The 13007-nt window shown below is 65.1% G+C and carries 14 protein-coding genes; 10 read left to right on the forward strand and 4 right to left on the reverse strand.

The annotated features are described in order from the left end of the window. Window positions 1-56: 56 nt before the first annotated feature. Both ACYVGS_RS15865 and msrA read right to left on the reverse strand, forming a co-directional pair. On the reverse strand, window positions 57-2462 hold the full coding sequence (locus tag ACYVGS_RS15865; RefSeq protein WP_460589659.1) for a TonB-dependent receptor: 2406 nt from the start codon (window positions 2460-2462) through the stop codon (window positions 57-59). Window positions 2463-2663: 201 nt separating this feature from the next. Next, entirely contained in the window at window positions 2664-3320 is a 657-nt protein-coding gene (gene msrA / locus ACYVGS_RS15870) for a peptide-methionine (S)-S-oxide reductase (protein WP_460589660.1), read from the reverse strand. Between the two features lie 193 nt (window positions 3321-3513). Here msrA and ACYVGS_RS15875 point away from each other — a divergent pair, with 193 nt between their 5' ends. The 5 genes from ACYVGS_RS15875 (at window position 3514) to htpX (ending at window position 6492) form a co-directional block, all read left to right on the forward strand. Continuing rightward, window positions 3514-3720, forward strand: coding sequence for a hypothetical protein (locus ACYVGS_RS15875; protein WP_460589661.1), 207 nt, complete (start codon window positions 3514-3516; stop codon window positions 3718-3720). Continuing rightward, window positions 3717-4403, forward strand: coding sequence for a VWA domain-containing protein (locus tag ACYVGS_RS15880; protein WP_460589662.1), 687 nt, complete (start codon window positions 3717-3719; stop codon window positions 4401-4403). The genes ACYVGS_RS15875 and ACYVGS_RS15880 overlap by 4 nt, the downstream gene beginning before the upstream one ends. An 8-nt stretch (window positions 4404-4411) precedes the next feature. Then, the gene (locus tag ACYVGS_RS15885) at window positions 4412-5140 is read left to right on the forward strand and encodes a J domain-containing protein (RefSeq protein WP_460589663.1); all 729 of its coding nucleotides are present in this window, start codon (window positions 4412-4414) and stop codon (window positions 5138-5140) included. Between the two features lie 97 nt (window positions 5141-5237). Beyond that, window positions 5238-5597 (forward strand): hypothetical protein, encoded by a 360-nt coding sequence (locus tag ACYVGS_RS15890; protein WP_460589664.1) that lies wholly within the window; start codon window positions 5238-5240, stop codon window positions 5595-5597. Between the two features lie 10 nt (window positions 5598-5607). Further along, entirely contained in the window at window positions 5608-6492 is an 885-nt protein-coding gene (htpX, locus tag ACYVGS_RS15895) for a heat shock protein HtpX (RefSeq protein ID WP_460589665.1), read from the forward strand. Here htpX and ACYVGS_RS15900 read toward each other — a convergent pair. Beyond that, the gene (locus tag ACYVGS_RS15900) at window positions 6486-7202 is read right to left on the reverse strand and encodes a hypothetical protein (protein WP_460589666.1); all 717 of its coding nucleotides are present in this window, start codon (window positions 7200-7202) and stop codon (window positions 6486-6488) included. The two genes, htpX and ACYVGS_RS15900, sit on opposite strands and share 7 nt — an antisense overlap. Window positions 7203-7377: 175 nt before the next feature. Between ACYVGS_RS15900 and ACYVGS_RS15905 the strand changes: the two genes are divergently transcribed. Both ACYVGS_RS15905 and ACYVGS_RS15910 read left to right on the forward strand, forming a co-directional pair. Next, the gene (locus tag ACYVGS_RS15905; RefSeq protein WP_460589667.1) at window positions 7378-8109 is read left to right on the forward strand and encodes a DUF1499 domain-containing protein; all 732 of its coding nucleotides are present in this window, start codon (window positions 7378-7380) and stop codon (window positions 8107-8109) included. After that, window positions 8106-9197: a S1C family serine protease gene (locus tag ACYVGS_RS15910; protein ID WP_460589668.1), complete on the forward strand. Its 1092-nt coding sequence runs from the start codon at window positions 8106-8108 to the stop codon at window positions 9195-9197. The genes ACYVGS_RS15905 and ACYVGS_RS15910 overlap by 4 nt, the downstream gene beginning before the upstream one ends. A 53-nt stretch (window positions 9198-9250) precedes the next feature. Here ACYVGS_RS15910 and ACYVGS_RS15915 read toward each other — a convergent pair whose 3' ends face one another. Further along, a complete protein-coding gene (locus ACYVGS_RS15915) occupies window positions 9251-10000 on the reverse strand; it encodes an SDR family NAD(P)-dependent oxidoreductase (protein ID WP_460589669.1) in 750 nt (249 codons plus the stop codon). Between the two features lie 224 nt (window positions 10001-10224). Between ACYVGS_RS15915 and ACYVGS_RS15920 the strand changes: the two genes are divergently transcribed. The 3 genes from ACYVGS_RS15920 (at window position 10225) to ACYVGS_RS15930 (ending at window position 13007) form a co-directional block, all read left to right on the forward strand. Beyond that, entirely contained in the window at window positions 10225-11433 is a 1209-nt protein-coding gene (locus ACYVGS_RS15920) for an acyl-CoA dehydrogenase family protein (RefSeq protein ID WP_460589670.1), read from the forward strand. A gap of 10 nt (window positions 11434-11443) precedes the next feature. Next, entirely contained in the window at window positions 11444-12583 is a 1140-nt protein-coding gene (locus ACYVGS_RS15925) for an acyl-CoA dehydrogenase family protein (RefSeq protein ID WP_460589671.1), read from the forward strand. A gap of 64 nt (window positions 12584-12647) precedes the next feature. Then, window positions 12648-13007, forward strand: a complete 360-nt coding sequence (locus tag ACYVGS_RS15930; RefSeq protein ID WP_460589672.1) for a nuclear transport factor 2 family protein — start codon at window positions 12648-12650, stop codon at window positions 13005-13007.

The raw sequence follows: 13007 nt of genomic DNA on the forward strand, positions 1-13007 counted from the left end.
TAGGCTGCCACCACAGCGGCCCATTGCACAGGCCATCACCCGGTTGGTGCCCCGCGCTAGCGACCGAAGTGATAACGCAGATCCAGGCCATACATGCGTGGCGGGTTCACCGCGTAGCCCCCGGTCCCGGAGGACTCCACCAGCGCCGTCCCGCCCACCAGGTAGGTCTCATCGGTGAGATTGCTGCCGTACAGCGCCGCACTCCAGCGCTGATCCAGGGACGTCCAGCCCAGCCGGGCACTGAGATCAAACTGCTCGTCCTCCAGCCACAGGCCGGTCTGGCAGCTGAGTGCATCGAAGCAGAACTCGATATCCTTTTTCAGGCTGGCCTGCAGCCGCGGCGTGACCTGGCCAATCGGCGTTTCCCAGTGGTACTGCACAGAGAGTAGAAAGGACTGCTCGGCCAGTCGCGGCAGGTTCTCCGAGGAACGGTCGTTGGGGCAGGAATCCACCTCCAGAATGGTCAGATTGGCGCGAACACAACCCGGGCCCGGGGGCACGCTGCTGTCGGCGATGGTGATCTGTTGATCCATGAATTCCTGGATATCGCCATCGGTGAAGGTGGCGTTGAAGCCCACCAGCAGGTTGGGCACGGGCAGCCAGCTGGTCTCCAGCTCAAAACCCTGGATCGTCGACTCGGCGGCATTGATGGTGGCCGGCGAGGGTGAACTGACCTCCGGGTTGATGACCAGCGTGGTCAGCTGACGGTTGGTGTAGTCGCTGTAGAACAGCGCCCCGTTCAGGCGCAGGCGGCGGTCCAGCAAATCCAGCTTGAAGCCCAGCTCCCAGTTCTCCACCTCTTCCGGCTGGAAGATTTCCAGCTGGCCACTGGGAGCTTCCGACAAACCACCCGAGAGAAAGCCCTCGCTCCAGGTCAGGTAGAGGCTGCCCTGGTCGATCCAGTCGCCGGGGTCCAGCAGGTACTGGATGCTGGCCATGGGCGAGACGTCACTGTCGGAGGTCTCGCCACTGGCGATATCGTCGACCAGAAACCCGAAGGCCGGGTTGTAGACGAAACCCGGACGCTGCACCGCGTATAGGCCGCCCCCGAGCGCTGTGACCGGGCCTCCACTGGCATCCAGGGTTGCCGGGTCCGGGATATAGCGGGTGCGCCGCAGCTCGCGGTCCTCTTCCGTATAACGCAAGCCCAGTGTGGTGCGCCAGTTGGCGGTGAACTCCCACTCCAACTGGGCGAAAGCTGCCCGCGCCTCGTTCTCGGTCGCCAGTTCAGACGCCGAAGTATTCAGGAAAAACAGGTTGGCAAGCGCCGGATCAAAGGGGCCGAGGTAGTTGGCGGTCTCGCGACCATCGCTCTCCTCGCGGAACCAGTACAGGCCGGCCACGTATTGCAGGCGCTCGTCGACCGCGCTGCCGATCAACTGGAATTCCTGCGTGTACTGGTCTGACTCGCCAGGGCCACCCCGGGGGTGCACGGTGTTGGTCCGGTGCAGAAAGGGGATGGCGGTGTGGTCCAGCTCATCGTTCTGCGCCGCTTCGGTATAGCGCCAGCCAGTCACACTCTTCAGGGACAGGTCGTCGTTGATCGCCCACTCGGCAACCAGGGAGGCGCCTCGGTTCTCCGCCTGATAATCACCGCCCAGGTCCGAGAGCACCTTGCGCGGGTCACCGCCCCCCGCCTCCGCGGCATCGCGACAGAAGTCCGCCGTGGTGCGCCCGGTGGCCGGGCCGATGGCCAGGGCATCGAAGAGTGCTGCCTGCCAGCCGCGCGCGCCTTCGACTACACGACACTTTTGCGGGCGCATGGTCTGGTCGGTCTCGGCCCAGTTGAGGTTCAGATCGACAACCAGATCGGGGGTGGCCCACCAGCGCGTTTGCCAGATGAGGCTCTGCCGGTCCTCATCCATGTAGTCCTCGCCATCGATCAGGTTGCGGATGTGCCCGTCGCGCTGGCGGGAGACGCCGGAAATCCGCGTCGCCAGCCGCTCGCCGAGGGGAATATTGAGGACAAAGTCGGCATCCCGGCGGTCGTAATTCCCTACCCTGACCCCAAGCTGGGCCTCGAGCACATCCACCGGGCGGTTGGTGGTGAAGACCAGCGCGCCACCGGTGGTGTTCTTGCCAAACAGCGTGCCCTGGGGGCCGCGCAGGACCTGCACCGACTGGATGTCATTGAGGTCCAGCAGGGCGCCATCCGGTCGCGATAGGTAGATGTCGTCGATGTAGATGCCGACGCCGGAGTCGATGTTCTCCCCGGTATTGCGCTGACCCACCCCGCGGATATACACACTGGCAATCGGCGCCGAGCCGTTGGCTTCCACCACATCGATATTCGGCGCCAGCTTGTTGAGGTCGGCCAGATTGCGCACATTGGCATCCCGCAGTGCCTCGGCATCCAGCGCGGTCACCGCCAGCGGCGTTTCCTGTAGGCTTTCCGCGCGCTTGCGCGCCGTCACCACCACTTCTTCCAGCACCAGCCCCTGGGCGCGAACCATTGCCGGCATCGCACCAGCCGCAAGGGCCCCCAGAAGACACGCGCAGCTACCCGCCTTGAACAGCATCGTCATCACCAACCACCCCTTGTTATCGTTATCGGAGTGAACCGGGCAGGCCCAGCGGCCTGAACCCTCCGGCCCAGACTAAGGATCGTTAGTATTCAAGCACTGAACGGGGCTGCCGGCAAGCAACATTCGCCGGGAAAGGTTTTAGGAGAGGGCGAGACCGATGGGACAACTCACGCCGGTACCCGCGAGACCACAGTAGCCGCCGGGGTTGCGGGCGAGATATTGCTGGTGGTAGTCCTCGGCGTAGTAAAACGGCGGCGCGGGCAGGATTTCCGTGGTAATCGCCCCGTAGCCGGCGACGTGGAGCGACTGCTGGAAGGCCTCGCGACTGGCCAGGGCCTCATCCAACTGGGCATCGCTGAAGGCGTGGATCACCGAACGATACTGGGTGCCCAGGTCATTGCCTTGTCGCATGCCCTGGGTGGGATCGTGACCTTCCCAGAATTGCTGCAAGAGATCGGTGTAGGCGATCCTGGCGGGATCATAAACCACCAGCACCACTTCAGCGTGCCCGGTACGGCCACTGCAGACTTCTTCGTAGGTCGGGTTGGGGGTGAGGCCGCCGGCGTAACCCGCCGCCGTCGTGTAGACGCCGGGCAGCTGCCAGAACAGGCGCTCAACCCCCCAGAAGCAGCCCATGCCGAATACCGCCTGCTCCAGGCCTTCGGGAAACGGCCCGCGCAGGCGATGGCCGTTGACCAGATGCTGTTCCGGCACCCGGATGGCTTGTTCCCGACCGGGCAGCGCCGTTTCGGCGTCCGGGAGGGCGTGCTTTTTGCGAATATCAAAGAGGCTCATGTCACAAGTATAGCCACCTCGCCGCTGCCGCAACAACTGGGGCCTGTAGGATCGCGCCCCCCTGCCCGATGGGCCCGGCATCAGCATCACAAATCTGTCACAGCCAGCTGAGACACTGGGCGCGGCCGGACAAGAGCTGATCGCGACGGAACATGACGGCGTCAGACCGGTCTGATAGCATCGGAATCGAAAAGTGAGCAAGCAGATGAACCAGCAGAATACAGCCTTTGATCCCCGCGAGCTGAGCAGTCGCAAGCTGTGGCAGATTGTGGTGCAGTCCGACGACCGTCAGCGCGATGCCTGTTCCCGCCGCGCGGTCCAGGAACTGACCCAGCGCCGCCGCTACCTGCGCGAGCTGAACCAGCTCAATGCCCCGGGGGAGCCACGCCAGGGTAGATGAGCAGACCCCCCTCACGTATCGCGGGCCCCGGCGAGGTCCAGGCCTTCCTCGGCAAACACCGCGCCATCGCCACGGTCGCGCGCCGGCAGCCCCGCCTTCTCTTTGCGGTGGACGCCACCGCCAGTCGCCAGCCCACCTGGAAACTCGCTCGCCAGCTCCAGGCCGACATGTTCCGCGCCGTGGGATCCGACACGTCCCTCGCCGTGCAGCTTTGCTACTACCGCGGTTTTCACGAATTCCAGGCCACCGGCTGGTTGCAGGACACCGGGGCACTGGCCGCCGCCATGGCCCGGGTTCACTGCGAGGGCGGCCACACCCAGATCGCCCGCCTGCTGCGTCACGCACGGGCAGAGCACCGCAAGACACCCCTGCGGGCACTGGTCTTCATCGGCGATGCTCTGGAAGAATCCCCGGATGACCTGTGCCAGCTCGCGGGTGAACTGGGCCTGCTGAAACTCCCCCTGTTCCTGTTTCAGGAAGGCGACGACCCGCGAGTTCGCGACACCTTCCAGAGCATGGCCCGCCTCAGTGGCGGCGCCTGGGCCCGTTTCGACCAGCGCAGTGCCGCAAGGCTGGCAGAGTTGCTGGGCGCTGTCGCGCGCTACGCGGCGGGCGGCCGCAAGGCCCTGGAAAGCCACACCAGTGAAGGTGCTAAACTGCTGCTTCAACAACTGCCGCACTGAGGGCCCGCGTGCCGAGACTTCTGCTCCTGCTGGCGATTGCCATTGCACTGTATATCCTGTTCTTGCGCGCCCGCTCCCTCCCCCCGCACAAGCGGCGCGGCGAGTACCTGAAGCTCGGGCTCGCCGTCACCGTAGTGGTAGTGGTCTACCTCACTCTGACCGGGCGCATGCACTGGGTCGGCGCCGCACTCACGGGCCTGCTGGTCGGACTGCGCCAATTGCTACCCCTGCTGATTCGCTACTTTCCCATGCTCGCCTCGCTGCGCCACAAGCATGTCGGCGCCAGCAGCGGCAGTGGCAGCGCTCAGTCGACCGTGGAGACGGCAACCCTGCGCATGCACCTGGACCACGACAGCGGCGAGCTGAGCGGTGAAGTGCTGCAGGGCCCCTGGCGCGACTGGCAGCTGGCGGAGATGGGCCGCGAACAGCTCGAGGAGCTCCGGCGCTACTGCACGAACCAGGACAGCGAGGCCCTGCAACTGCTGGACAGCTACCTGCAACAGCGCTTTCCCGGGGCCTCATTCGAGGACAGCGAACCACCGCCGGGGGCTGGCGACCGGGCCGGCGGCCTGACCCGGGCCGAGGCCCTGGCGGTGCTGGGATTGGGGGAGGAAGCCAGTCGCGAGGAAATCATCGCCGCCCACCGCCGCCTGATGCAGAAACTGCACCCGGACCGCGGCGGCAACGATTACCTGGCCGCCAAGATCAATGAAGCCAAGGACTTCCTGCTCGACTGAAACTGCCCGCGCCGCCGAACAGGGGGTGGACGCTGGCCGGAGGGGGCGAGCTTGATTACACTGCGCTGCCCACATACCAGCCAGGGAGATGGATTCGGTGAGTCAGGAAGTTCACGTCGTGCGCAACCAGCTTGGGCATTACTGGGGCAAGAGCAAGGCCTGGGTGGATGGCCGCGACCCGCGCGGTGTGGCCCGGGTCAAGCACCGCGACGAAGGGGTCAACCTGCTGTTCGAGTTGAGCGCCAAGGATGTCGACCTGCGCGGCGAGGTGATTGCCGTGCCGGTGACCGAACGGGGTGAGCCCGTGCTGGAAGTCAGCTCGATCCCGCTGCCTGCCACCGATGCCGAGAGCGCGGGCGATAGACCCGCAAATACCGCGTCCACCGACAGCCGCATCGGGAACCGCACGAACGACGACGCGGTCAAAGCAAACGATTCAACGACTCACCCGGAGTGATACCCCTGCCATGAGAATCCTGCTCTTCCTGGCGACCAACCTCGCCGTGCTGGTACTGGTCAGCCTGATTTTCAACCTGTTCGGCCTGGGGGGCATCCTCGCCGCCAACGGCGTCGACCTGAACCTGGGGTCACTGCTGATTTTCTGTGGCGTCTTCGGCATGGGCGGCGCCATGATCTCGCTGTTCCTCTCCAAATGGATGGCCAAACGCGGCACCGGCACCTACATCATTGAACAGCCGCGCAACCGGCAGGAGCAGTGGCTGCTGGACACGGTGCGCGAGCTGGCGACGGAAGCCGGTATCGGCATGCCCGAGGTGGGCATTTTCCCCTCGGAGGCCTCCAACGCCTTCGCCACCGGGTGGAATCGCAACGCCGCCCTGGTCGCGGTCTCCAGCGGCATGCTGCAGCGCTTCCGCCCCGAGGAGGTCCGCGCGGTCATGGCCCACGAGATTGGCCACGTGGCCAATGGCGACATGGTGACCCTGACCCTGATCCAGGGGGTGGTCAACACCTTTGTCATGTTCCTCGCCCGCATTATCGGGCACACCGTGGACCGCCTGGTGTTCAAGACCGAGCGGGGCTACGGCATTGGCTACTTCGTGGTGACCATTGTCGCCGAACTGGTGCTCGGCATTTTGGCCAGCATGATCGTGTTCTGGTTCTCGCGCTGGCGGGAATATCGGGCCGACGCCGCGGGAGCCGGCCTGGCCGGCAGTGGCGCCATGATCGCCGCCCTGCAACGCCTGCGGGCGGAACAGGGCCTGCCCCAGGAGCTGCCCGGGGAACTGACGGCCTTCGGCATTACCGAACAGTTGAAAGAAGGTTTCGCGGCACTGTTTCGCTCCCACCCGCCGCTGGAGGACCGCATTCGCGCCCTGCAGCGCGCTCAGTGAGCGCGCTGCGGCAGAAAGCTGTACTCGCTCATCACCGCGACGTCGATGCGGTCGTAGTCGATGAAACGGTGACAGCTGTCCATCATGGCCTGGTAGTTGGCCTCCAGGGTGGCGTCGTCACTGGCGGCGAAAAAGGCGTGGTTTGAGGTCATCGCTTCCGCCGGGAAGTTCTCCTCGACGATGGCGTGCAACTCCACTCCCTCGGCACCTCCCAGGTCATGCACAATCAGGTTCTGCCGGTAACCGAAAGTGGACTGGGTGTCGATAGCCACCTGCCCGTGACTGCCCTTCCAGATTCCCAGCCAGGTATCGCGATCGAGGCGCGGCGGCCGCTGCAGCATGGCAATCTGGCAAAAGCCCGGAACCCGGCCGTCATCCGCGGGAGGCTGTGTCGTGTTGACAATAGGCTCCGCCTCGCTGACCAGCCAGGCGCGCAGCTGGCTTACCTGGCGCGGCAGGAGAGCCTCAAGGGCATCCCGGAACCAGCCATCATCCAGCCACACGGAGAGCAGTGCCGAGGGCAGCGGCCCGCTGGTGGACATACATTTGTCCGCGGCCGGACGCACGGCGCTGTCCGCCACGGCCACTCGCAAGCCATGCACCTGGGGCAAAGCCAGTGCGGCCGGCACGAAGTCCGACAGCAGCGCACCCCGCAGACTGTCGCCGTCATCCGCATCGTCGATCCACAGGGCGTAGAGCACTTTTTCCATGAGCTTTTTCTCCGATCTGCAAGGGTGGCCCGCGGACGGGCAGAGGGCAGTTAATCAGATGCCTGGTACGGGCTCAATCTCCGGGGCCAGCCCCGTACCGCCTGCCTGAGCTGTTGAACCAATCCCCCGGAAAAACGTAGTAAGCTGCAGTAAAAGAGCCGCCAAGGAAACAGCCATGTCATCCCGCTCTCTTCCCGCAAGTATTCGAACCCTCGGCTATGCCGGCGCCGTGCTGCTGGCCCTGTTGCCGATTTCCGTGTTGGTCGTCCGTGCCGGCGCCTGGCAGGCCGGGTTGGCGCTGTATGCGCTAACCTGCCTGCTCTCCGCCCTGGTGTTACTGGTCGCCCTTGTGCTGTTGGCCTGGCCGCGGTTTCGCGCCAGCACCGGTGCTGTACTCACGCGGGCCCTGCTGGTGCTGCCGGGCACACTGCTGTTGCTCTCGGTGCTGGCGACCCGCGGCGACTACCCCCCGATTCACGACATCACCACGGATCTGGAGGACCCGCCGGTCTTCGTGCATGCGCCCGAGCTGCGCGGCAGCGAGGCCAATACCCTGGCAATCAAGCCGGAGAGCCTGGAACGACAGGCCCAGGCCTACCCCGACCTGGAAACGCTGCACAGCACCCTGCCGCCACAGCAGGCACTGGAGCGCGCCGCGGATATCGCGGAACAACTGGGCTGGGAGCTGGTCTATCGGGATGCACCCAACGGGCGGCTCGAGGCAGTGGCTACGACCGCCATCATGGGCTTTCGGGATGACATCGTGATCCGTGTCAGCCCCCGCGTGGGTGGCAGCGACATCGACCTGCGCTCGGTGTCGCGGGTCGGCGTCGGCGACATGGGCGCCAACGCCGCGCGCATACGCGCCTTCCTGACTCATTTCACCAACGAGGAGCACGCGCCTTGACAGCTTTTCCGGCACGCTGGCCAACGATCAAGACCGGTTTTCTGTTGCTCCTGGGCCTGGCGGCACTGGCCCTGGCAGCGCACAGTCGCGCCGATTCGGCACCGGACTACCTGAGCTTTGCCACCGAGGATGAAGCCAACTCTACCGAGATCTTCAGCAAGGCCAGCCCGGCGGTGGTCTTCGTCACCAATACCGCCCTGCGTCGGGACATGTTTTCACTCAACGTACACGAGATCCCCCGCGGCTCCGGCAGCGGCTTTATCTGGGATCCCAGCGGGCTGATTGTCACCAATTATCACGTGATTGCCGGCGCACACCGGCTCACCGTCACTCTGCAGGATCGCAGCGAATACAAGGCCGAGGTTATCGGAGTGGCACCGGAAAAGGACCTTGCGGTCCTGCGCATCGACAACCCGCCGGAGAACCTGGTGGCCTTGCCCCTCGGCGACTCCTCGGAACTGAACGTGGGCCGCAAGGTGCTTGCCATCGGCAACCCCTTTGGCCTGGACACCACGCTCACCACCGGTGTGGTCAGCGCCCTGGGACGCGAGATCCGCGCCCCCGGCAACCGCACCATACGCGGCGTGATTCAGACCGACGCCGCCATCAACCCGGGCAACTCCGGGGGCCCGCTGCTCAACTCCCTGGGCCAGCTGGTCGGGGTCAATACCGCCATCTACAGCCCCAGTGGCGCCAGCGCCGGGATCGGCTTCGCCATCCCGGTAAATACCGTTCGCGAAGTGGTGCCCCAGTTGATCAGCTACGGCCGCGTGCTGCGGCCGATCATCGGCGTGGAGCTGGCCAGCGATCGCTGGATCCGCCGCTACCGCATCGAGGGCCTGCCGGTAGTCCGGGTCTTTCCCGGCCTGCCCGCCGCGGAAGCCGGCCTGCGCGGCGTCTTTCGCAATGCCCGCGGCGACCTGCTACTCGGGGATATCATTCTCGCCGTCAACGACAAGCCGGTGCGCAGCAACGATGACTTCCTGAGTGTCATCGAGGCCCACCAGCCCGGGGACCAGGTCGAAATCCGCATCAAACGGGGCGAGCGTGCGGAAACCTTGATGGTCGAACTGGCGGAATCCCAGTAACCGTCAGCGCACCGGGCCACGCGGTGCACCGCGGGCCCGACACACGGTGACCCTCAGGACAAAGTGCCACCGTCGACCCGAATGTCCTCGCCGGTGATGTGCACGGCATCCTCCGAGGCCAGCATGGCAATCACACCGGCCATGACCTCTGGCCCCTTGGGGCCCGACAGGGAAGAGATCCGGCCGATCAGCTCGAAATCCATGGTTTCCGGCCAGTCGATATCCACCGTCATGCCGGTCTTGATATCGCCAGGGCAGACACAGTTGGCACGCACACCGCGCTTGGCATACTCCACGGCGATGCTGCGGGTCATCGCCAGCACGCCACCCTTGCTGGCCGAGTAGGCGACACCCCAGGGCAGGCCCGACAGCGCCGCGGTGCTGGCGGCGTTGACAATGCTACCGCGGGTTTCCAGCAGGTGCGGGATGGCCGCCCGGCACAGGTACATGGTGCCGGACAGGTTGATGTCCATGACGCGCTGCCAGTCCGCGGTGCGCAGCTCCCGCGTGTCATCGAAGCGCAGCAGGCCCGCCATGTTGACCAGGGCATAGAGGCTGCCGAAGTGTTCCACGCAGGCCGCCACGGCGGCATTGACCTGAGCTTCATCGGCGACGTCGCAGACACGCGAAGCCGCCTCGCCCCCCGCGTCGCGGATCGCCGCGACCGTGCCCTCGAGCCCCTCCGGCGCAATATCCAGACAGAAGACCCGCCCACCTTCAGTGGCAATACGCTGGGCGCTGGCGCGGCCAATGCCGCTGCCGGCCCCTGTCACCAGGACGACCCGATTTTCAAAACGACGCATGACTGTTATCCGTTATGGGAATGGAGCGCAGGAGCATGCCGGCGCACCGGCAGCCGGTCAACGCTCGCAGTCTGCGCTCCTGAACCAGCGGGCGCGATCGCAAATGTCAGCCGGCGTGACAGATGAAGTTATTGCAGTTCTGCCGGCAGGCGCTAGTCTAACCGGTTTGACAGACGCGCCCGCGCGGCTCCGCGCCGGCGGTTCCCCCTGAACAGGAGTACACCGTGGACGACCTGGAACGTTTTCGCGCCGAGACCCGGGAGTGGCTGGAAGCCAATTGCCCGCAATCCCAACGCCTGCCAACGACCCCCGCCGACCAGTACTGGGGCGGCCGCAAAGGCGAATTCCCCAGCGAGGATTCACGCCTCTGGTTCGAGCGCATGCGCGACCGCGGCTGGACCGCGCCCGAGTGGCCCGAGGCCTACGGCGGCGGTGGCCTCACGCCCCAGCAGGGCAAGGTCCTCAAGGAAGAAATGAAGCGCATCAACGCACGCACGCCGCTGTTCAGCCTGGGCATCTGGATGCTGGGTCCGGCGCTACTCGAGTACGGTACCGAGGAGCAGAAACAGCGCCATCTGCGCGCCATCGTCAATGGCGAAGTGCGCTGGTGCCAGGGCTATTCCGAGCCAGGCTCCGGCTCCGACCTGGCCAGCCTGCAGACCCGCGCCGAAGACAAGGGCGACCATTTCCTGGTCAACGGCAGCAAGATCTGGACCACCAACGCCGACAAGTCCGACTGGATCTTCTGCCTGGTGCGCACCAACCCCGATGTCAAAAAGCAGGAGGGCATCAGTTTCCTGCTGATCGACATGAATGACCCCGGGGTCAGCGTCACACCGATCGAGTTGATCAGCGGGGAGTCCGAATTCTGCCAGACCTTCTTCGACAACGTGAAGGTGCCCAAGGAAAACCTGGTCGGCCCGCTGAACGGTGGCTGGTCCGTGGCCAAGGCACTGCTGGTGCATGAGCGCAAGCTGATGGCGGAGATCGGCAGCGAAAGCCCGCGCAAGGTGCTGTCGCCGGTACCCGCGGCGCGGGAATACCTCGCCTTCCGCGACGGCAAGATTGCCGACGGCCAGCTGCGCAATGATTTGGTGCGCTACGAGATGCGCATGCACGCGATCGGCCTGACCCACTTCCGTACCTTCGAGGAACGCAATGCCGGCCAGCAAAGTGCCGCGCCCCTGACCATGAAGTACCTGGGTACCGAGGCGGAGAAAGAGAAGTTCGAATTGCTGCTGGCCATTCTCGGCAGCCGCGGTCTCGGCTGGGAAGGCGAAGGCTTTACCGAGGAGGAGCTGGATACCCTGCGCATGTGGGCGATGTCCAAGACCATGACCATCGCCGGCGGTACCAGCGAAATCCAGCTCAACGTCATCGCCAAGAACGTCCTGCAGTTGCCGCAGGCCAATCAATCCGCGAAGGGAGCCTGAGGAGCAGCATATGGCATTGGTATTCAATGAAGAACAGCGATTCCTGCAGGACAGCGCCCGCGAATTCCTGAACAAGGAGGCGCCCGTGGAAGCCCTGCGCAAGCTGCGCGACACCCGCGACAGCCTTGGCTACAGCCAGGACCTGTGGCGGAACATGGTCGAACTGGGCTGGGCCAGCATCATCCTGCCGGAAGCCTACGGCGGCCTGGAGTTCGGTTTCACCGGGCTCGGCGTAGTCATGCAGGAGACCGGGCGCAACCTGGTCGCTTCGCCCCTGTTCGCCACGGCGGCAGTGGGTGCCTCGGCTGTCCTGCTGGCTGGCAGCGAAGCCCAGAAGGAAGATCTGCTGCCGCGCATTGCCGCGGGTGAGCTGACCCTGGCACTGGCTCTGGAGGAGTCCCACCACCACAATCCCTGGCAGATCGCCACCCGGGTTGAGCAGCAGGGCGAGCAGCTGGTCATCAACGGCTGCAAGACCTTTGTCCTCGACGGACACAGCGCCGACGAGCTGCTGGTGGTCTGCCGCACTGCCGGTGAAGCGGACAGTCGCGACGGCATCAGCCTGGTGCGGGTACCGCGGGATGCCGCGGGTGTCAGCGTCCAGCGCACCGTCATGGCCGACAGCCGCAACGCGGCCAATGTCAGCTTTGATGGGGTCAGTGTCCCCGCCAGCAACGCGCTGGGGGCCCTGGGGGAGGCTGCGGACGCGCTGGAGGCGACCCTGGATCGCGGCCGAGTGGCGCTAGCTGCCGAAATGCTGGGCAGCGCCGAAGAGGTGTTCCGGCGCACCGTGGACTACCTCAAGGAGCGGGTCCAGTTTGGCGTGCCCATCGGCAGCTTCCAGGCCCTGCAACACCGCGCGGCGATCATCCAGACCGAGCTGGAGCTGGCCCGCTCCGTGGTGATGCAGGCCCTGTCGACGGTGGATGAGCAGCCACAGCAGCTGCCCCTGCTGGCCAGCCTGGCCAAGGCGCAGCTGAATGAGCTGATCAAGCTGGCCACCAACGAGGCGGTACAGATGCACGGCGGCATCGGGGTCACCGACGAACTGGAAATCGGCTTTTTCCTCAAGCGCGCCCGTGTCACCATGCAGGTGTTTGGCGATACCGGTTTCCACCGCGATCGCTACGCCAGCATCTGCGGCTACTAGGTCGCGACCCGCGGCTGCCGGCGGGCAGCCGCGGAGCCCTCAACCCAGCACAGGAAAACACCAAATGGATAACAAGGACAAGGTCGCCATGGCCGAGCGCTACGTGGAAGCCTTCGAAAAAAGCGACATCAGCATCATTCGCGGCATGTACGCCGAGGATGCCACGGTGGAAGATCCCGTCGGCACCGAGGTACATCGCGGCCTCGACGCGATCTGCACCTTCTATGAAAACTCCCTGGGCGCAGGGGCGAAGCTGACCCTGACCGGCCCCGCCCGCTGTGCCGGTAACGCCATGGCCTTTCCCTTCAAGGTCAGCCTGCCGGGCATGGAAATCGAAGTCATCGACGTCTTCGAATTCAATGACGAAGGTAAAATCACCGCCATGAAAGCCTACTGGGGCCCGGACAACCTGCGCCAGCTGTAA

It is taken from the genome of Haliea atlantica, from assembly GCF_054779855.1.

Bases quoted from the DNA above. Each gene is read 5' to 3' on its own strand.
- ACYVGS_RS15930 (WP_460589672.1), top strand. From the start codon at position 12,648: ATGGATAACAAGGACAAGGTCGCCATGGCCGAGCGCTACGTGGAAGCC.
- msrA (WP_460589660.1), bottom strand. From the start codon at position 3,320: ATGAGCCTCTTTGATATTCGCAAAAAGCACGCCCTCCCGGACGCCGAA.
- ACYVGS_RS15865 (WP_460589659.1), bottom strand. From the start codon at position 2,462: ATGCCGGCAATGGTTCGCGCCCAGGGGCTGGTGCTGGAAGAAGTGGTG.
- ACYVGS_RS15900 (WP_460589666.1), bottom strand. From the start codon at position 7,202: ATGGAAAAAGTGCTCTACGCCCTGTGGATCGACGATGCGGATGACGGC.
- ACYVGS_RS15905 (WP_460589667.1), top strand. From the start codon at position 7,378: ATGTCATCCCGCTCTCTTCCCGCAAGTATTCGAACCCTCGGCTATGCC.
- ACYVGS_RS15880 (WP_460589662.1), top strand. From the start codon at position 3,717: ATGAGCAGACCCCCCTCACGTATCGCGGGCCCCGGCGAGGTCCAGGCC.
- ACYVGS_RS15925 (WP_460589671.1), top strand. From the start codon at position 11,444: ATGGCATTGGTATTCAATGAAGAACAGCGATTCCTGCAGGACAGCGCC.
- htpX (WP_460589665.1), top strand. From the start codon at position 5,608: ATGAGAATCCTGCTCTTCCTGGCGACCAACCTCGCCGTGCTGGTACTG.
- ACYVGS_RS15915 (WP_460589669.1), bottom strand. From the start codon at position 10,000: ATGCGTCGTTTTGAAAATCGGGTCGTCCTGGTGACAGGGGCCGGCAGC.